Raw genomic sequence first — 18,822 nt, 5'->3', positions numbered from 1 at the left:
GCGGAACCGGCGGGCGGATTCAACAAACGCCCCAATCCGTGCGCTGCGCCATCTGCGTGGCAATCTGTTCGCTCACCACCTGCTGCCCTTGGGCGACCTCCCATCCGCCGCCGAGCGCCCGATACAGCGACACCGCCGCGAGCGCCGCCAGCCCTGGTTTTGCGCAAGCGCATCGCCGTCGCGCAGCGCCGAACGCGACGCGTCCAGAACCGGATCGTAGGTCACCGAGCCCGCGCGATACTGCGCGTTCGCGAGCCGCAGCGCGCGCTGCGATGCATCGGATGCGCGTGCGGACGCCGCGAGCGCATCCAGCGACGTGCGCAACGCGGCGATCGCGTCTTCCACTTCTTTCTGCGCCTGCAGCACGGTGTTCTGATAGTCGAGCACGGCCTCCTGAAACGTCGCGTCCTGAACTCGCACCGCGTTTTTCAGCTGACCGCGATCGATGATCGGCAGTGTGATGCCCGCGGAAAACAGCCCGATCGTCTTGCTGCCCCACTGCGTCAAACCAATGCCGTGCTGTTCGCCCGACGACAACCCGAACAGCCCCGTCAGCGACAGCGACGGATACAGCTTCGCCTTCGCGGCGCCGATCAGCGCCGATTGCGCCGCCGCGTTGAGCGCGGCCTGGCGCACGTCGGGACGGCGCCGCAGCAGATCGGCGGGAATGCCGACATCGATCTGCGTGGGCGGCACGGGAATCGCCGTGCCGCCTTTGAGTTGCGCCTCGACGGCGTCGGGCGGATCGGCGAGCAGCACGGCCAGCGTGTCGCGGTCCTGCGCACGCGCCTTGATGAGCGGCGGAATCTGCGCTTCCGTTTCGGCCACCAGCGTGGCGGCCTGTTCGACGTCGAGTTGCGTCGCCGCGCCGTGCCGGTAGCGCGCCTGCGTCAGCGTGAGGCTCTGCTGCACCGACTTGAGATTCTGCTGCGCCACCGCGATGCGCTGATCGAGCGTGCGCAAGTCGATATAGGCATTCGCGAGGTCGCCGAACAGCGACACCAGCGCGTTGTCATAGGCGGCTTCCGACACCCGCAATTGCGCGCGGTCCGATTCGATCTGCCGGCGATACTTACCCCAGAAATCGATTTCCCAGCCGGCGTTTACGCGTAAATGTTCGGCCCATAAATGCGTGGGCGGCAACGGTCCGACGCCGCTGGTGTTGATATGGTCCGCGCCCGCCGACATGCTGCCCGACTGCGGCAGCAGATTTTCCGCGCTGGTCGCGAGTTGCGCGCGCGCCTTGAAGATATGCAGACCGGCCACCTGCAGCGACAGGTTGCGCTGGTAAGCCCGCTCTTCGAGCGCGCTCAGCACCGGGTCGTTGAACGCGGTCCACCAGGCGGCCTGCGCGGCAGGCGTGGCCTGCCCCGGGTCCGGCAAGGTTTCGAGCCAGCGGTTTTCGAGCGTCACGTCCGGCTGTTTGAAATCGGGGCCGACGCTCTTGCAGGCGCTCAATGCCACGCTCATCGAGACGATCATCGACGCGCAGGCAAAGCGCAAACGGCGGGACGGGGCGGATTTCATCGCGCAGGCTGGTGGGTCAAAGGACGACTGAGGGTTCGGCTGCGGAACGGCTTGCGCGCCGCGCCACGGCCCTACGATCCCGCCGATACCCGCGCGGCTCAGTGCGCTGCCCCGCGTTGCTGCATGAATGCCTCGATCTGCGGCAACGTGATGTAGCCCGCTTTCTGCGCGTCGATCTCGTCGAAGTGCTTGGCCACCATCGGCATGCCGGCCGCCGCCTGGTCTTTGGTGAGCTTGCCGTCGTGCGTGGTGTTGGCATTCGAGAAACGCGTCTGCAACTGCTGCTCCATGCGCTGCATACGCTGGGGATTACCGGCCTGCGGCGCGGCGGATTGAGCGAACGTAGCGGTGGATGCGCAGCACAGCAACACGATGGCGAACAACTTCTTCATGACCGACTCCTTGATGGGTCATCGAGCGTCGCCTGCTGGTGCCGCGATCCGTTCAATGACAGGCCGAATTCTTGGGCAAGCGCCGGGCGAACGCAATTTCAGAATCATGTCGACTTATGTCATGACCGACGGGTGCCGCGATCAACGCCGCGCCATGTGAAGGCTCACGAGGCTCACGTTCCTTGCCGCAATACAGCACGCACTCCCAACACGCCATCGCGCCGCCACGGCCGGTCGGCGTGACATGGAATGAAATGACTTTGCGATGCCGTTCCTAACGCGCTTTGCGTATCTTTCGTCTGCCGGCTCGAGCGACGCAGCAAGCGCCGTCAGCGGCGCCGCCGCAACCCGCGGAACGCCCCGGCTTTCAAGCAATCCGAACCACGCGACAGGCTTTTTTCACCGCAAGAAGCACGGCGCCGTTCACCGTCTCAGGAGTACTCCATGACCATTCGCCGCGTTTGCGTCTCCACCTTGACCGCCCTCGGTCTCGCCTGGTCGTCGACCCCATTCGCCCGCACGCTTGCCTTGCCGCCCGCCGCCGTGGTCTATGCGCCGCCGCCCCGGCCGGTCTACAGCGGCGTGCCGGTCGATCCGGTCCACGTGGCCGCGCCTCCGCTGGCGCCGGTTCGCGTGACGCCGTGGATCGTCGCCACGGCGCCTCAGGCAGCCGCGGATAACGTATCGATTGCAAAAAAGGCTGTTGAACCAGCATAGAACATGCTGTCCGCAAGATTGCCTGGTGAATTCCCGTTGTGCTGAAGAATGGCGGACGGGAGGTGCGTGCGGCGCGCCGCCGCTCAGTGGATCAGAATCCGCGCGCCAAGCGCCAGCACGAGCGCCGGCACCATCACCACCACGCCGACCTTCAGAAACTTCAGGAAGCCGACGTCTTCGCCTTCGCGGCGAATCGCGTTGAGCCAGAGGATCGTGGCGAGCGACCCCGTGATCGACAGGTTCGGCCCCAGGTCGACGCCGATCAGCAGCGCGTCGATGACGCGCTCCGGGCTATGCGCCTGCATCACCGTCGAACTGGCGATCAGCCCGGCCGGCAGGTTGTTCATCAGGTTGCTGCCGAACGCGATGGCGGCGCCGGCCCAGCCCGCGGTGCTCATTTCGTTGTGCAGCGCCGCGCGCTGCGTCAGGCCGGCGAGCGTCGTGATGACGCCGGTGTGATCGAGCATCTCGACCAGCACGAACAGCGCAGCGACCAGCGGCAGCACGCTCCATGAGATTTCGCGGATCATCGGCAGCGGCGATTTGCGCTCCTGGATCAGCACGACCAGCGCCGTCAGCGCGCCGAGGATCGCGGTGGGCAGGCCGAGCGGCAGATCGAACGCGGACACCGTCAGCAACGCGACCGCCGTCACCGCGATACCCGCGAGCGCGACGCGGCCGCTCGCCGACAGCGCGAGCGGTTCCAGATTCGCCTCGCAGGTGCCGGCCAGCGCGTCGCGTTGGCTCCAGCGCAGCATCAGGTAAGTCGCGACGATCGACAGCAGCGAAGGCAGCGTGAAGCGCATCAGCCACGCACCGAGCGCGGGCGTGTGATTGCCGTACAGCACGATGTTGGCCGGATTCGAGATCGGCAGCACGAAGCTCGCGGCGTTGGCGATGAATGCGCAGACGAACAGCAACGGCAACGGGTGCGTCTTCGCTTTTTTGGCGGCGGCGAATACGGCCGGGGTGAGCACGACGGCGGCTGCGTCGTTGGAAAGAAAGGCGGTGATCACCACGCCGACCAGATAGACCAGCAGGAACAGCTTGCGCGGCGAACCCTGGGCATGATTGACCGCGAGCACCGCGACCCAGTCGAACAGTCCTTCGCGACGGCCCACTTCGGACAGCAGCATCATGCCGAACAGAAACAGATAAACGTCGGTGCCTTTGCCGACCGCCGCGATGGCCAGATCGACCGGCAACAGCCCCAACGACACCAGCAGCAGCGCGCCGGCCACGGCCCAGACCGCCTCGGGCCATTTGAACGGCCGGGTGATGACACCGGCCGTGGCGGCCGCGGCGATACCCCAGGACAGCAAAACGGAATTCAAAGGTGGCCTTGATTAGAATGAGTGGCGCACAGGCGCGTCCGGGACGCGGCAGGTCTGGTAGGCCCGGTGGGCCGCCCGCTGCCGGCGCTAAGGGAGCAAAGCTTGTGCCAGAGCAACGCCGCGCCGGCGCCACGGCACACGCCATCAGCCCACCCGGTTCACCGCCGCGATGCAGTCGCGCCCATTGTCTTTGGCGAGGTACAACTGCGAGTCCACCAGATTCACGAACGCCACCGGATCGGCATCGGCCGCCGGAATCAGCGTGCCGACGCCGAAACTCGCGGTCACTGTTTGCCGGAACGGCGAACGCTCGTGCGCAATCTCCTCCGCCGAGAGCCGGTCGCGGCATCGTTCGACGACTTGCCGCGCGGCCTCCGCACCGGTATTCGGCAGAATCAGCACGAATTCCTCGCCGCCGAAGCGGCCGACGAAATCGCCCGGCCGCACCGCTTCGCCCAGCACGGCAGCCACCCGCTTCAGGCACGCATCGCCTTGCACGTGGCCGTAGTAGTCGTTGTACGACTTGAAGAAATCGATGTCGCCCATGATCAGCGATAGCGGCGCGGCATGCCGCTGCGCCGCGCTCCATTCGCGCTGCAAGACGGCGTCGAATTCGCGGCGATTGCCGACGCCCGTGAGGCCGTCCTTGAACGACAGCGCTTCGAGTTCGCGCTGTAGTTCGGCCAGTTTCTCTTCGGTCTTCTTGCGCTCGCTGATGTCGAACATGAAGCCGACCAGTGCCTCGACCTCGCCGTTCGCGTCGCGCACCACATGCACCACGTCGCGCAACCACACGTATTCGCCGCGGCTCGTCAACGCGCGATAGTCCGCTTCGTGATCGGTGCCCGCCTTCGACTGCGCGACGCAGAAATCGACCACCTTGTCACGGTCTTCCGGATGCATGCGCGCGGCCCAGTCCTGCACGGTTTTCCAGCTCGACGGCGCCCAGCCGAGCAGCGCTTCGATCTGCGGGCCGATATAGGCGAACCCCATGGTCGCCCAATCGATCTTCCACGGAATCGCTTTCGTCGATTCGAGCAAAGTACGGTAGACGGCGGCGTCGTGCTCCATGTAACCTTCCACGCCGGCAGCGGCCGGTGCGGAATCGTGACGCAGAAAATCCGCGCCGAGCGGCGCGTTGTGTTTGCCAGTGCTGTTCATCGATTCAATCCTTCCTCGCGGTCCAGCCGGCAAATTAACACAGCGCCGGGTACGGTCAGGCGTTTTCGCGTTTATGTGGCTTACGTAGCGCCTCGCGTTTCATGCCACGCGCCATTAGCGTCACCACTAGAACAATCTGTTCTCTTCTACCCGTCTATTCAGTTTTCATTGGCCTGCCTACTATCCGCATTCACCTGCGATACCGCATGCCCAACCCACAGCACAAGAATGAAAACCCGTCCTTCAGATCCTGATCGCTATCACGGAACCGCCATTGCGCTGCATTGGCTGATCGCTGCATTGATCATCTGCGGTTTCTATATCGGCTGGATCATGACCGATATCCACGGCTTTACGCCCACCAAGCTCAAGTACTTCTCGTGGCACAAGTGGATCGGCGTGACCGTCTTCGCGCTCGCCGTGATCCGCGTGCTGTGGCGCGCCACCCACCGCGCGCCGGCGCTCGACAGCGCTACGCCCACGTGGCAGAAGGCCGCGGCGCATCTGGTGCATGGTCTGTTATATCTGCTGATGCTGGCTGTTCCGCTGTCCGGCTACTTCTATAGTTCCGCCGCCGGTATTCAGGTGGTGTATCTGGGCATCGTGCCGTTGCCTACCTTCATCGGCCCGGATCAGGCGCTCAAGGCCACGCTGCGCACGGTTCATGTGCTGCTCAATTACACGCTGCTCGCGCTGGTTGTCATGCATGTGCTGGCGGCGCTCAAGCATCAATTCGTCGACCGCGACGGCTTGCTTGCAAGGATGATTCCGTTCCTCAAGTAACGTCGCCTGACCATCATGTGACAGGCGTAGCCGGCGATTGGCTACAGCCTGTTGGCAATCTAATTCCCCACGGTGTGCAATCAACGCACGCGGGTTCGATAGGATGCGTACCACTATGAAATCAAACCTTTATCACTCCGCCGTTCGCGCGGCAATTCGTCCCGCGATTCGACCGATCCTCGCCGGCATCGCGGCGCTTTCGCTGTTCGGCGCCGGGCTCGCGCATGCCGACGTCGACGCCAGCAAAAGCACGGTCATTGCCACCACGAAACAGATGAACGTGCCGGTCGACGGCAAGTTCAGAAAGTTCTCCGCGCAACTGAATTTCGATCCCGCCAGGCCGACCGCCGGCAGCGCCAATGTGTCGATCGACACCGGCAGCTACGACCTCGGCGCAGACGACTACAACAAGCAGGCGCAAGGCAAGGAATGGTTCGACAGCGCAACCTATCCGGCCGCGACCTTTGTTTCCAGCGCGATCGCGCCGGCCGGCGGCAACCAGTACAAGATCACCGGCAAGCTGACCATCAAGGGTAAATCGCAAACCGTCGTCGTGCCGGTCACCGTCACGGCGCAAGGCGCCACGCAAACCTTCGACGGCTCGCTGCCCATCAAACGCTCGCAGTTCGATGTCGGCACGGGCGAATGGAAAGATACCTCGGTGGTGGCCGACGAAGTCGTCATCAAATTTCACCTCGTCGCTTCGAAGAAGTAATTCGACACCCGAAGCGCCGCAGTCTTTTTAGAAATCCCCTTTAGAAATCTGGAGAACACCTTGAAGAAATCCTTTTTGCTCGCCGCCAGCGCGCTGGCCGCTGCCCTGTCGTTCAACGCAATGGCGGCCGACACGTATCAGCTCGATCCGACCCACACCTACCCGAGCTTCGAAACCGACCACTTCGGCGGCATCTCGACGTGGCGCGGCAAGTTCAAGAAGAGCAGCGGCACCGTCGTGCTGGATCGCGCGGCGAAGACCGGCACGGTGGACGTGACGATCGACATGAGCTCGGTGGATATCGGCAATGACAAGCTCGATGCGGAACTGGTCACGGAAAAATTCTTCGACGCCGCGAAGTACCCGACCGCAACGTACAAGGGCACGCAGATCCGCTTCGACGGCGACAAGCCGGTTGAAGTGATCGGCACGCTGACCATGCACGGCATCACCAAGCCGGTCAATCTGAAGATCGAATCGTTCAAGTGCTTCACGAACCCGATGCTCAAGCGTGAAGTGTGCGGCACCGAATCGACCGCCACGTTCAATCGCGACGACTTTGGCATCGACTTCGGCAAGGCTTACGGCTTCAAGATGCAAACCACGCTGCACATTCAGGCTGAAGGCATCAAGCAATAAACGCCGTTCTGGTTGAGTAGCAAGGCGGTCGCGGTAGCGGGTCGGCAGATCCGCGTATTACCGCGACCGCTTTTTTTATCTGACGAATCGGCTCGCTTTTCGAGTGCAGCGCGGGTGCCGGGCACAGCGTCGAGCACGCGATTCATCCTACGAATACCCCTTTAAAACAGGCGTATTCCGTCTTTTTCAGGTCATAAGTTCCGGTTTCGTCGCGCCAGAAAACTTGAGCGCGAAGAGCCGCCACATCTCCCCGCTATTCACCCATTTGAACTGCTCCGCTCAACCTTAAAGTCGCCAGCACGGAAATAACCTTGTCTGGAGACGTTGGGTGAAACAGGTGAAACTTGCGGCCCTGGCCGCAACGGTGATGGTAATGACGGCGGGCACGCAGGCCGAGGCTCAGGAAATCTACGCACACGGCGGCACGCTCGGCGCGGGTGTCGGCGCGGCGCTGCCGCTGAATTCGTGGGCGGGCGTGCATGCGGAATTCGAAGGCTTCGGCCTGTCGCGTTCGTTCAATGTGGACGGCAACCAGTACGACGGCCATCTGAAGCTTCTGCAAGGCGGCCTCTATGTCGATCTGTTCCCGTTCAAATCGAGCGGGTTTCGCGTGACCGCGGGCGCGCTGATCAACGACGACGAAGTCACGGCCCACGCCGTGCCGAACGCGCAGGGCAACTACAAGATCGGCGACGCGTTCGTGCCGGCGGTGGGCGCCGCGCCATCCACCACGATCACGCTGCCGCGCGTGATGCCTTACCTCGGCATCGGCTATGGGCATAAGCCCGTTTCGAAGGGCTTCGGCGTGACGTTCGATCTCGGTGTCGCCTATGGACGGCCGCGCACCTCGTACAGCGTGCCGGCGATCTATTCGATGCTCGCCACCCAGGCCAACATCGACCAGGAAGAGCAGAACATCAGCAATAAGGTGGAGCGCTACAAGGTCTATCCGGTCGTGCAGATCGGTGTGAGTTATCGGTTCAATTAACGCGCGGCGCTTTTGGCGATTGGAGGGCGATCATTCCAGCACGCCGGCCGAAGCCGTTCTGGACGTAACCGGCGGCGCCGATGCCTTGCGCAGTTTCGCGACCTGACGATCGCTGGCCGCGCCGCCCCGATTGCCCCAACTGGTCTGCACGAAGGTCACCACCTGCGCGATCTCGCGATCGCTCAGGAGGGCCGCGTACGGCCCCATGGCGAGCGCCGACGGCGCGCTGCGCGTCGGCGGCATCGAACCGCCCGTCAGCACGATATGAATCGCCGAGGTCGGGTCGTTGGTCTGCAGGACCGGATTGCCTGCCAGCGCCGGGAAGGCCTTGCCGTTACCTTTCCCGTCCGAGCGATGGCAGCCGGCACAGCGATCGAGATAGATCTGCGCGCCGGCATTCGGCACCTGCCCGTGATAAAGCTGCGTCGCGACGGTTGCGTCGTAGCGATAAGGCGGCGCGTCCTGCTTGTGCGGCGGCAGCGACTTCAGATAGGCCGCGATACTCGTCAGGTCCGCTTCGCTCATGTGCTGCATCGAGTTGGCCACGACGTCGTTCATGGCGCCGAATGACGCCGCATGCGCATTGCGACCGCTGCGCAGAAACGCGACGATCTCCGCGGCCGGCATGGCGGCGAGCCCGTCGCCGTGTTCGTTGCGTAACGACGGCGCAATCCAGCCGTCGACCGACTGGCCGCCGGCCAGAAAAACCGGATTCGCGTCGTCGCCGAGCGACAACTCCTGCAGCGCGAAGCCTCGCGGCGTATGGCAACTGCCGCAATGGCCGAGACCTTGCACGAGATACGCGCCGCGTGCGATCTGTGCCGCGCTCTGTGTCGAAGAGCCGGGCTGAGCCACGTACGCCTTCGTTGCCGGTCCGAAGAGCCGACTCCACACGCTCAGCGGCCAGCGCATGGACAGCGGCCAGGGAATATCGCTCGCGCGGTTGGTCCGCGAGACCGGCGTGACGCCATGCATGAAGTACATGTACAACGCGTGCATGTCGGTATCGTCGATATGCGCGTACGACGGGTACGGCATGGCCGGATAAACCGTATGCCCCTCTCGGGTTTTACCGTGCCGCATCAGCGCCGCGAAATCCTCATAAGACCACGTGCCGATACCCGTCGCCGGATCAGGCGTGATGTTGGTCGAATAGACCTTGCCGAGCGGTGTGGCGAGCGGTAGACCACCGGCGAACGGCTTGCCGTTCTTCGCCGTGTGACAGGACACGCAATCGCCGGCGCTAGCCAGATAAGCGCCTCGTTCAATTTGCGCGGAGTCCGCTGCCGGCGCCGCGTAAGCGCTCCATGACAGCGACAGGATGGAGAGCGCCGCGCCAAAGCGATATCGCAAAGCTTCGAGATTCGTCATCACGCATCCACCAGCGGTCGCGGGTCTTTCAGATATTGCGTGCGGATCGCTTTCGCCGACCAGTAAGCCAGCGCGGCGACCGCGCCCGTGGGGTTGTAACCCAGCCCGACCGGAAACACGTTCGAGCCGATCGCGAACACGTTGTGCACGTCCCAGCTTTGCAGGTAGCGGTTCAACGCGCTGGTTCGCGGCGACTCGCCCATGATCAGGCCGCCGGCCCAATGCGTCGTCTGATACGGCCGTACGTCGAAGTGATCGCCGAAGTTCTTTTGCGTGACCGTGTAGTCCTTCGGTCCCATGGCTTTCGCGACCTGAACCAGCTTGTCGGTCACGAAGCGCGTCATGCGGATATCGTTGTCTTTCCAGTCGAACGTAAAGCGCAACAGCGGCTGCCCGAACTTGTTCCGGTACGTGGGGTCGAGATCGAGGTAGCAATCCCGATACACCATGTTGGCGCCGTTCGAATCGATCGACACGGTGTTCACGTAGTTGTCCTTGACCGCCTTTTTCCACGTGCTGCCCCAGCGCGGCGTGCCGGCCGGCACCGCAATGCCGGAAATCGGTTTGGCGCCGGCGGGATTGCACCATAGCGCCGCGCCGCCGACAAAACCGTGCGGACCGTGATCGAAGTTATCGCCGTTGAAGTCGTCGAACGCGACGCTATTGCCGCCCGCGCCAATGAACGGATTGCTGTTCTTGCCGGGCTCGAAGAAGAGCTGAATATTCGAGAGCATCTGGTACGACACATTCTTGCCAACCGTGCCTTCGCCGCTCACCGGATCATATTGACGGCCAATGCCCGACAGCATGAACAGATGCGCGTTGTTATAGGCGAAGGTACTGGCAATCACGATCCGCGCCGGTTGCGCGACCACTTTGCCGGCGGCATCCACATACTCCACACCGGTCGCCACTTTGCCGGCCGTGTCGAGCGTAATGCGCAGCACGGTGCAATCAGGCCGCAGCTCGAAGTTCGGCAGGCCGCGCAGCGCGGGCAGAATGTTCACGTTGGGCGAGGCTTTCGAGTAGTTGTAGCACGCATAGCCCGAACAGAAACCACAGAAGTTGCACGGTCCCATCTGGCAGCCATACGGATTCGTATAAGCGGCCGAGACGGTGGCCGACGGCGCACGGAACGGATGAAAGCCGACTTCTCGCGCCGCCTTCATGAACAGGTGTGGACCGTACGGCACTTTCTGCGCGGGTAGCGGGAACGCCGCCGAGCGGTTCGCTTCGAACGGATTGCCGTCGCCCACCACCGTACCGTTCACACGGTACGCCTGGCCCGAAGTGCCAAACACCTTCTCGGCAAAATCGAAGTACGGTTCGAGTTCTTCATAAGACACGCCGAAATCCTGCAGCGTCATGTCCTTCGGAATGAACTTCGCGCCGTAACGCTCGACGTAATGCGAGCGCAACCGCAATTCTTCCGGATAGATTCGCCAGTGCTGGCCCGCCCAGTGCAAACCGGCGCCGCCTACGCCCTCGCCCGGTTTGAATGCACCGATCTGCCGATAAGGCAATGCGGTGTCGTTCACGTTGTGACGGAACGTGAAAGTACTGCGCGACATATCCTGAAACAGCTTGAAACGCTGCAGATAAGTGAGCTCGTCCAGCGTGGTCGGATACGCGCCATCCGGATAGGTATCGCGGTACTGTCCGCGCTCCAGCGCGAGTACCTGCAAGCCGGCCTCGGTCAACTCTTTCGCCATGATAGCGCCGGCCCAGCCGAAGCCGACGATCACCACGTCGACCTCTTTCATCGTTTTATCGGTCATTGAATGGTCCTGATGGGGACGTGCCGGTTCCGCCGTTTGCCCCAAGGTGCAAACGCCATAAACCGGCATCGGAACGTCGTATTCAGGCGCTGGACACCGGCCCAAGCGGATAACGTTTCCCGTATTGCTCGACCCAGTCGATGTAGTCGGCACGTGCACCTGGAAAATTGATCATCTTCCAGGCCGCCATATCGCGATTACCGCCGTGCTTCGGATCGCAGAAGTAGCCTTCATGCGTGTTCTGCAGTAGCTGGTTGAAAAAGTCCGCGGCGGGCGCCGCGCCGATATCGAGCTTGCCCTGCTCCAGTTGGCCGATCACGCTGTCGCGCGTCGCGCTGTCGAGTTCGTCGAAGTGCCGGGAAAATTGCTTGCGCAACTGTTCGTCGAGTCCGGCGAGTGCCACGCGGTACATCGCGCGCGGACTGTATTCGAGCTGATAGCCCAGCGTTGCCGGCCCCGCGACGAAGGGTCCATGCATGTACCAGAGCGCGCCATAGCCGTACGGCGTGTTCATCTGCAGGTCGATGAATTCCGGCACGCCGGCTTCGAGCGCGCCGGGCCCTTCACGGTCCGCGGGGATCAGACGATCCACCAGGCCGACCAGCAGCCGCCATTCCGTCGCCGTGAAATAGCGAGGCTGGAAAGGAGCCGCGCTGCCCGCCGTCGAATTCGCCATCACGCCGGCAACGCCCGCGCCGATCGCCACGGCGGCCGGCGCCGCGCTGGCGACACTGCGCATGAATGCGCGTCGCCCAGGAGAGATACCAATGGGTTTCATGCAAGCGCTCCGATTGGGAATGCATTGGATCGTGGTTGAGCGAGATCCTACGTGGGCAAGCCATTAATTAAATTAGCCGAGCCTGAAGAGTTATTAATGTGGCGCACCACCCTGCTGTTGCGTGGCCGATCAAGCGATCGCGAAGCAACGCTTAAGTCACTGCCCCCGCGATTCAGAACATTTCATTTTTATCAAACGACTAAATGCACGCTGCTCAATAGACTCGTTGATCGAGATCGATGCGGCGCTGAGCGGTTGCGCCCGTGTCAGGTCCTCAAGTCCACCGCGACACCATCAAGCGAGCCACCACCCATGCTTCACGAAATCAGTTATGCACTCGTGCCGTTTTTCTTCTCGATGGCAATGGGCTATCTGGCCGGAAAACTCGCGCGGGGCGCGATGCCGCTGTCGGCGATCAACTCGATGCTGGTCGACTACGCGCTGCCATTCGCGCTGTTTCTCTATACGGCGAAGATGCAGCGCGCCAGCCTCGGCAGCCATCTCATGCTGATCCTGTTGCTGGTCGCGGTGATGCTGGTGCCGTATTTCGCGTCGCTCGCGCTGTCACGTTTCGTCTTCAACGTGGCGCCGTCGAATGCGGCGGTTCGCGCCGTCACCATCGGCATGCCGAACTTCGCCGCGATCGGCTTGCCGCTGCTGCACAGTGTTTACGGCGACGAGAGCAATCTGACGGTGGCGCTCGCGATCACGACGGCGTCGGTCGTGATGTCGCCGGCCGGATTGATTCTGCTGGAGCGCGCGAAAACGCGGGACAGTGGCGGCCCGCACACTAACCTGCTGGCGAAGGCACTGGTCACGACCTTCGTTAAACCGATCGTGATCGCGCCGATTCTCGGTGTGTTTGTTTCGCTGGCAGGCTGGGAATTGCCGGGGCTGCTGGTTCAGTCGCTCGGGATTATCGGCAGCACGACTGCGGGCCTCGCCTTGTTTTCAACCGGGCTGATCCTGGCGTCTCAACCGTTCCGGCTCGACCGGGAAGTGTGGGCGGGCGTGGCGCTCAGTAATATCGTTCAGCCGCTGATCGCGCTCGCGCTCGTCGTCGTGCTCGCATTGCCCAAACAGATTGCTGGTGAAGCGATTTTGCTGTCGGCCATTCCCTGCGGTTCGTTCGGCATTCTGTTCGGCCTCTCGTATGGCGTGCAGGACACCACGGCCGGGACGACGCTGGTCATGTCTAGCGTGTTGTCGATCGTCTCGCTGACGGCCACGATTTTTCTGCTGGGCTATCTTTGACCGCGTAGTCCGCAAGCACGCGGAATAGCCGGCGAGGCCACTGACCCGAAGATCGGTAGCCGCGCCGGCACGCTGCCTGCCATTCCACGTCGGACGATCAGTTGCCGGTCCAGCCGCGCAGGAAATCGATCAGCAGTTCGTTGACCCGTTCCGGTTGCTCTTCCTGGGGCAAATGCCCGCATTGCGCAATCGGCTCCGCGCGCAGATGGGTCGCCATGCCTTCCCACACCGCCTTCATGTCGAACATGCCGCCCACCGCGTAGAAGTCTTCGCCCCACAGTGCCATGGTCGGACAGGCAATCTTCACGTCGGCGTCGACCAGATCCTGCGCGACATCGTCGGCATTCGCGCGGTAGTCGGACATCGCGCCGCGCACCGCGCCCGGCCGCTTGTAGGCCTTCACATAAGTATCGAAGTCCGCGCCTTCGATCGTGTGCGGGTTGTAGCACCAGTCCGCGAAGAAGTGATGCAGCCACGCCTCTTCCTTACCCGCGATCAGCGTTTCCGGCAGGTCCGCCACGAGGTGGAACAGGAAGAACCAGTACGCGCGCGCCGTCTGCGGATTCATGTTCTGTGCGACCACGCGGGTCGGCACGTTGTCCATCACCACCAGCCGGTCCACCCGCTCGGGATGATCCTTGGTCAGCCGCGTCGCCACGCGCGCGCCGCGATCGTGCCCGACGAGCGCGACCTTGCCGATACCCAACTGGTCGAGCAGGCTGATGATATCCAGCGCCATATTGCGCTTGTCGTAGCCCGAACTGGGCTTGTCGGTTTCGCCGTAGCCCCGCAGGTCGGGCGCAATGACCCGATAATGCCGGGCCAGCACGGGCATCTGATAACGCCATGCGAAGCTGGTCTCGGGAAAGCCATGCAGTAGCACGACTACCGGGCCACTGCCGGCATCCAGGTAATGTTGCCGGATACCATTGGCACGAATCGTGTGGTGCCTGATCGCGATCGACTCTGTTTCCATGTTGTGATCCTCGAAGTGATTGAATGCGCGACGCTACTGCGCTTACTGCGCGCCTTCTTCTTCGACGATCAGACGATTGTCGACGGCCGCCACTTGCGGAACGCGTTGCGCGACATCGCCCGCTTTCTGGATCTGGCTTGCATCGGGTACCGTGCCAACGAGCGAGACCGTACCGCCTTTCACCAGCACCGCGATGTTGCTGGCCTGCAGACCCTTGGTCGAATACAGCGCGTGGCGCACGGACTTCGACAGTTGACGGTTGTGCAGACGGGCATCCGCTTTCGTCATGGCAACTGCCGGCTGCGATGCGGCGGCGTCATTGGCGGTTTGAGCGATGGCGAGGTGGGAGGCAAACGCGGCCGCGATACCTACCGCGGCGAATGCGGAAATTCGCATGATGGATTCCTGATAGAGGTTCGGGGAGAAGAGACCGTAAAGGCCCTGTCGCGGCATGCTGAGCCTGCCGCCATTGCAACGACACCATCGTAGTGGCCGTTTCCCGCTAACGCCCCTAAATCCTTCTTAAGCCTTACTAAGCGCGATCTGCCCGCGAAAAGCGGCCGCCTCTCGCCGCTGCCCCCACCTGTTAAAAAGCGTGAATATTCCTGAAGGAATCGCTTCGCGGCTCGCGCTCAGTTGATCACGCAACCGAATAGCCGCCGTCGGCCACCCGCGCGTGACCGGACACTTACCGGGTCGGCGAACCGCGCACGCTGAAGGATCGGGAGTCAATGCCAGTGACCAATCTGATCGATCGGGCGAGCGGCCGGCCGTGGCCGTGGGTATTTCGAGGCGAACGGCAGTTTCAACCGTCGTCGGCCGTGTTCGTGACGGACGACATGCAGGCGGAAATCGACGTCGCGTGCGCCGGCCTGGGCTTCAGTCAATCGACGGAGTACCTTGTGCGGCCGCATATCGAAAGCGGCCGGCTGGTGCGGCTACTCCGCCGCATGGCAAGGTACTATGATGGTTTGGCTTCCCGCGCGGCATACGCTATCGCAACGCAGCACGGCAAGCGCATTAAACGCCTCATCTGCTGCCGTTATCCCCGTTATTGCCATTACCCATCGTCATGAATTCTGCAAGCCGCCGCATCGCGCACCTCGACATGGACGCGTTTTATGCGTCCGTCGAGTTGTTGCGCTATCCGGAACTGCGTGGTCAGGCCGTGGTGATCGGCGGCGGCCGCAACGCCGCGCCGCAACTCCTTGAAGACGGCACTCGCCGCTTTGCGAAACTGCGCGATTACGCGGGTCGCGGCGTGGTCACCACGTCCACGTATGAAGCGCGCGCGCTCGGCGTGTTCTCGGCCATGGGCATGATGAAAGCCGCCGTGCTCGCGCCCGACGCAATTCTGCTGCCCACCGATTTCGACTCCTATCGCCATTACTCACGCGTCTTCAAAACGGCGGTCGCCACGTTCACGGATCGGATCGAAGATCGCGGCATCGACGAAATCTATATCGATCTCACCGACCTGCCGGGCGAGCCGCACGAGATCGCCGCGCGCATCAAGAACGCGGTCAATGAAGCCACTGGCCTCACGTGTTCGATCTGCGTCGCGCCGAACAAGCTGCTGGCCAAGATCGGTTCCGAACTCGACAAACCCAACGGCCTCACGATCCTCACACCGGCCGACGTGCCGTTGCGCGTCTGGCCGCTGCCGGTGCGAAAGGTCAACGGGATCGGCCCGAAGGCCGCGGAAAAACTCACGGGGCTGGGTCTCGCGACGGTCGGCGATCTGGCCGCGGCGGACGCGGGGCTATTGCAGGATCACTTCGGGCGCAGCTATTCGGCGTGGCTGATGCAGATCGCGCAAGGTCATGACGAACGGCCGGTGGTGGTCGAATCCGAGCCCAAGTCGATGAGCCGCGAAACCACTTTTGAGCGCGATCTGCACCCGCGCCACGACCGGCCTGCGCTATCCAGTTCGTTTACGGGCCTGTGCGTGCGGGTCGCGGAAGATCTCGTGCGCAAGGGTTATGTGGGCCGCACCGTGGGCATCAAACTGCGCTACGACGACTTCCGCACGGTCACGCGCGACCTGACGCTGGACGAACCCACCGCCGACGCCGCCGAAATCCGCCGCGCGGCGACCGAATGTCTGCGGCGGGTGGAATTGAACCGCAAGCTGCGGCTGCTGGGCGTACGCGTGAGCGCGTTGACGCCGGCCAACGCGCAAGCGGCCAAACCGCGCCTGCCGGTTCAGGCGGATTTGCCTTTCACCAGCGACGAATAACCCGTCGCCTCGGCCGCGACATTGGCGCTGTTGCCAGTAGCTTGACGCATGGTCGGCAAGGCCGTGTCGATCTGCGAGGCCGCGATCGAAAACGAAAACGTATTGATGCCGTTCGCGCTGTGCGCCGACACCGTGCCGCGATGCATCTCCGCGATCGCCTTCACGATCGCCAGACCGAGGCCATGGTTTTCGCGGCTATTCGTGCGCGAGACCTCCGCGCGATAGAAGCGGTCGAACAGATGCTCGAGCACGCCGGGCTCGATCGGCTCGCCGGGATTCGCCACCGCCACACGCACCTGATCGTTGTCGCGCGCAATCGTTACGCTGATCGACGCGCCGGGTTCGCAGTGCTGGATCGCGTTCATCAGCAGATTCGTGCAGGCGCGGCCGAACAGCGAGCGGTTCACGCGGATCTGCGCGTCACCGCGAAGCTGGGCATGCACGCGCGCTTCCTCGAGTGGAATCTCGAGGAACTCCAGCGTGTGCGCCACTTCCGCGGCCAGCGACACCTCGACCAAACCGGTCGCGCGTTCGCCCTGATCGGCGCGCGCGAGGAACAGCATGTCGTTGATGATCGCGCGCATCCGCTCGTATTCTTCGAGGTTCGATTGCAGCGTATGACGCAGGTCGTCCACCGAACGATTACGGGTCAACGCCACTTCGGTCTGGCCGATCAGAATCGTCACCGGCGTACGCAGTTCGTGAGCCACGTCGGCATTGAACGATTCGAGGCGGCCATACGCGCCGTCCAGCCGTTCGAGCGCACCGTTGAATGAGTTGGCCAGGTCGTTCAGTTCGAGCGGCAGCGAGGCGGTATTCAGGCGCTGCGAGCGGTTGTTCGGACTGACGGCGGACGCGTCGCGCGTGAGGCGCGTGAGCGGCGCGAGGCCGAGACGCGTCACCGAATAACTGAGCAGCAGCACCGCGAGACTGCCCAACGCGGACAGCGCGGCGAGCGCCGAGCCGAATACGCGCATGGTGCGAATGTTCGGCGAATAGCTCGCGGCCACCTGCAATTGCAGCGGCGGGCGCGCGTCGTAAGACGGGACCGTCACCGTGGAGGTCAGCATGTCCTGGCCGCCGCCGGCCGGCTTCACGCGCGCGTAACCGCCCGGCCAGTTTTTCACCGCCGTGCCTTCGACCGGCTGGCCGTAATGGAAATACGGATCGGTGCTCGACACCGAGTACACCGTGCTGCCGTCGTGCGGCGTCATGTCGGTGAGTTTTTCGCGGCACATGCGCCATTTTTCCGGCGTCACGGCGTGATAAACGATGATGCGCGCGATCTGCACGCGATCGTCGAGCGACTCGCGCAGATGGTGTTCGAGCTGCGTACGCAACACCACGAAAAGTCCCGTGCCCACCAGCGTGAACACGGACAACGCGACCAGCGCGAACATCAGCGCGAGGCGGCGGGCGATCGATCGGTTCATGACTGCTCAGCCTCCTCGCGCACTTCGAGCACATAGCCCATGCCGCGCACGGTATGCAGCAGCTTGGACGGAAACGGACCGTCGAGCTTCGCGCGCAGGCGCTTGATCGCGGTCTCCACCACGTTCGTGTGGCTGTCGAAATTGACGTCCCAGACGAGTTCGGTGATCGCGGTCTTCGACAGAATGTCGCCTTGCCGGCGAGCCAGCACGCTGAGCAACTGAAACTCTTTGGCGGTCAGGTCGAGGCGTACGCCGTCGCGGGTCGCGCGGCGGCCGATCAGATCGACGAACAGATCGCCCACTGAAATCAGCGTCGATTCCTGCGAGCGCGTGCGGCGCGCCAGCGCATGCAGCCGCTCGACCAGTTCGAGGAACGAAAACGGTTTGGTGAGGTAGTCGTCCGCGCCTTCGCGCAGGCCGCGCACGCGGTCGTTCACATGGTCGCGCGCGGTCAGCATGATGACCGGCGTGGACTTGCGCATGCGCAGCGCCTTCAGCACGCTGAAGCCGTCGCGTTTGGGCAGCATCACGTCGAGCACGATCACGTCGTAATCGAATTCGGTGGCGAGATGCATGCCCTCCTCGCCATCTAGCGCGACGTCCACGACCCAGCCCTGCTCTGTCAAACCGGAGCGCAGATAGTCCACCACCTTGTGCTCGTCTTCAACAATCAGCAATTTCATGCGCGTCCCCTTGTCTGTGCATTATACGAAACGCCTCGCATTGCTTGCGCATCC

General features: G+C 63.0%; 19 protein-coding genes. 8 read left to right on the top strand and 11 right to left on the bottom strand.

Going from position 1 to position 18,822, the window contains the following annotated elements; translation table 11 throughout:
• Positions 1-72 precede the first annotated feature (72 nt).
• A complete protein-coding gene (locus tag FA94_RS24715) occupies positions 73-1,527 on the bottom strand; it encodes an efflux transporter outer membrane subunit (protein ID WP_231585026.1) in 1,455 nt (484 codons plus the stop codon).
• 98 nt (positions 1,528-1,625) lie between these two features.
• Positions 1,626-1,919, bottom strand: coding sequence for an EF-hand domain-containing protein (locus FA94_RS24710; protein WP_035556163.1), 294 nt, complete (start codon positions 1,917-1,919; stop codon positions 1,626-1,628).
• Positions 1,920-2,363: 444 nt separating this feature from the next.
• Between FA94_RS24710 and FA94_RS24705 the strand changes: the two genes are divergently transcribed.
• Positions 2,364-2,636, top strand: a complete 273-nt coding sequence (locus tag FA94_RS24705) for a hypothetical protein (RefSeq protein WP_035562942.1) — start codon at positions 2,364-2,366, stop codon at positions 2,634-2,636.
• Between the two features lie 83 nt (positions 2,637-2,719).
• On the opposite strand, the gene FA94_RS24700 is transcribed toward FA94_RS24705, so the two are convergent.
• The gene (locus FA94_RS24700; protein WP_035556161.1) at positions 2,720-3,970 is read right to left on the bottom strand and encodes an arsenic transporter; all 1,251 of its coding nucleotides are present in this window, start codon (positions 3,968-3,970) and stop codon (positions 2,720-2,722) included.
• 144 nt (positions 3,971-4,114) lie between these two features.
• Positions 4,115-5,131, bottom strand: a complete 1,017-nt coding sequence (locus FA94_RS24695; protein ID WP_035556159.1) for a GGDEF domain-containing protein — start codon at positions 5,129-5,131, stop codon at positions 4,115-4,117.
• A 228-nt stretch (positions 5,132-5,359) separates the two neighbouring features.
• On the opposite strand from FA94_RS24695, the gene FA94_RS24690 reads away from it, so the two are divergent.
• The 4 genes from FA94_RS24690 to FA94_RS24675 all read left to right on the top strand — a co-directional run bounded on the left by FA94_RS24690 (position 5,360) and on the right by FA94_RS24675 (position 8,256).
• On the top strand, positions 5,360-5,914 hold the full coding sequence (locus tag FA94_RS24690) for a cytochrome b (protein ID WP_035556157.1): 555 nt from the start codon (positions 5,360-5,362) through the stop codon (positions 5,912-5,914).
• Positions 5,915-6,029: 115 nt separating this feature from the next.
• Positions 6,030-6,629 carry a YceI family protein gene (locus FA94_RS24685; protein WP_035556156.1) on the top strand — a complete coding sequence of 200 codons (600 nt, stop codon included), beginning with the start codon at positions 6,030-6,032 and terminating at the stop codon, positions 6,627-6,629.
• Positions 6,630-6,689: 60 nt separating this feature from the next.
• The gene (locus FA94_RS24680; RefSeq protein WP_035556154.1) at positions 6,690-7,268 is read left to right on the top strand and encodes a YceI family protein; all 579 of its coding nucleotides are present in this window, start codon (positions 6,690-6,692) and stop codon (positions 7,266-7,268) included.
• A 367-nt stretch (positions 7,269-7,635) separates the two neighbouring features.
• Positions 7,636-8,256, top strand: a complete 621-nt coding sequence (locus FA94_RS24675; protein ID WP_051981300.1) for a hypothetical protein — start codon at positions 7,636-7,638, stop codon at positions 8,254-8,256.
• A 30-nt stretch (positions 8,257-8,286) separates the two neighbouring features.
• Here FA94_RS24675 and FA94_RS24670 read toward each other — a convergent pair whose 3' ends face one another.
• The 3 genes from FA94_RS24670 to FA94_RS24660 form a co-directional block, all read right to left on the bottom strand.
• Positions 8,287-9,627 (bottom strand): c-type cytochrome, encoded by a 1,341-nt coding sequence (locus tag FA94_RS24670; RefSeq protein ID WP_051980719.1) that lies wholly within the window; start codon positions 9,625-9,627, stop codon positions 8,287-8,289.
• On the bottom strand, positions 9,627-11,405 hold the full coding sequence (locus tag FA94_RS24665) for a GMC family oxidoreductase (protein ID WP_035556152.1): 1,779 nt from the start codon (positions 11,403-11,405) through the stop codon (positions 9,627-9,629). Before FA94_RS24665 ends, FA94_RS24670 begins: the two co-directional genes overlap by 1 nt.
• A gap of 82 nt (positions 11,406-11,487) precedes the next feature.
• Positions 11,488-12,183, bottom strand: coding sequence for a gluconate 2-dehydrogenase subunit 3 family protein (locus tag FA94_RS24660; protein ID WP_035556150.1), 696 nt, complete (start codon positions 12,181-12,183; stop codon positions 11,488-11,490).
• 312 nt (positions 12,184-12,495) lie between these two features.
• Here FA94_RS24660 and FA94_RS24655 point away from each other — a divergent pair, with 312 nt between their 5' ends.
• Positions 12,496-13,437: an AEC family transporter gene (locus FA94_RS24655; RefSeq protein ID WP_035556148.1), complete on the top strand. Its 942-nt coding sequence runs from the start codon at positions 12,496-12,498 to the stop codon at positions 13,435-13,437.
• 97 nt (positions 13,438-13,534) lie between these two features.
• On the opposite strand, the gene FA94_RS24650 is transcribed toward FA94_RS24655, so the two are convergent.
• Together FA94_RS24650 and FA94_RS24645 are read right to left on the bottom strand one after the other, a co-directional pair.
• The gene (locus FA94_RS24650; protein ID WP_035556146.1) at positions 13,535-14,413 is read right to left on the bottom strand and encodes an alpha/beta fold hydrolase; all 879 of its coding nucleotides are present in this window, start codon (positions 14,411-14,413) and stop codon (positions 13,535-13,537) included.
• A gap of 42 nt (positions 14,414-14,455) precedes the next feature.
• Complete coding sequence (locus FA94_RS24645; protein WP_035556144.1) at positions 14,456-14,809, bottom strand: BON domain-containing protein; 354 nt, start codon at positions 14,807-14,809, stop codon at positions 14,456-14,458.
• Positions 14,810-15,150: 341 nt separating this feature from the next.
• Here FA94_RS24645 and FA94_RS24640 point away from each other — a divergent pair, with 341 nt between their 5' ends.
• Complete coding sequence (locus FA94_RS24640; protein ID WP_156126699.1) at positions 15,151-15,489, top strand: type 2 periplasmic-binding domain-containing protein; 339 nt, start codon at positions 15,151-15,153, stop codon at positions 15,487-15,489.
• A complete protein-coding gene (dinB, locus tag FA94_RS24635) occupies positions 15,486-16,652 on the top strand; it encodes a DNA polymerase IV (RefSeq protein ID WP_035556141.1) in 1,167 nt (388 codons plus the stop codon). Before FA94_RS24640 ends, dinB begins: the two co-directional genes overlap by 4 nt.
• Here dinB and FA94_RS24630 read toward each other — a convergent pair.
• On the bottom strand, positions 16,619-18,085 hold the full coding sequence (locus FA94_RS24630; protein ID WP_035556138.1) for a heavy metal sensor histidine kinase: 1,467 nt from the start codon (positions 18,083-18,085) through the stop codon (positions 16,619-16,621). The two genes, dinB and FA94_RS24630, sit on opposite strands and share 34 nt — an antisense overlap.
• Complete coding sequence (locus tag FA94_RS24625; RefSeq protein ID WP_007176723.1) at positions 18,082-18,768, bottom strand: heavy metal response regulator transcription factor; 687 nt, start codon at positions 18,766-18,768, stop codon at positions 18,082-18,084. The genes FA94_RS24630 and FA94_RS24625 overlap by 4 nt, the downstream gene beginning before the upstream one ends.
• Between the last annotated feature and the right edge of the window lie 54 nt (positions 18,769-18,822).

Origin of the sequence: Burkholderia sp. 9120 (genome assembly GCF_000745015.1) — a bacterium.
Taxonomy (GTDB): Bacteria; Pseudomonadota; Gammaproteobacteria; order Burkholderiales; family Burkholderiaceae; genus Paraburkholderia.
Note: the sequence above shows the minus strand (reverse complement) of the source record. Positions and strands in the feature narration are given on the sequence as shown.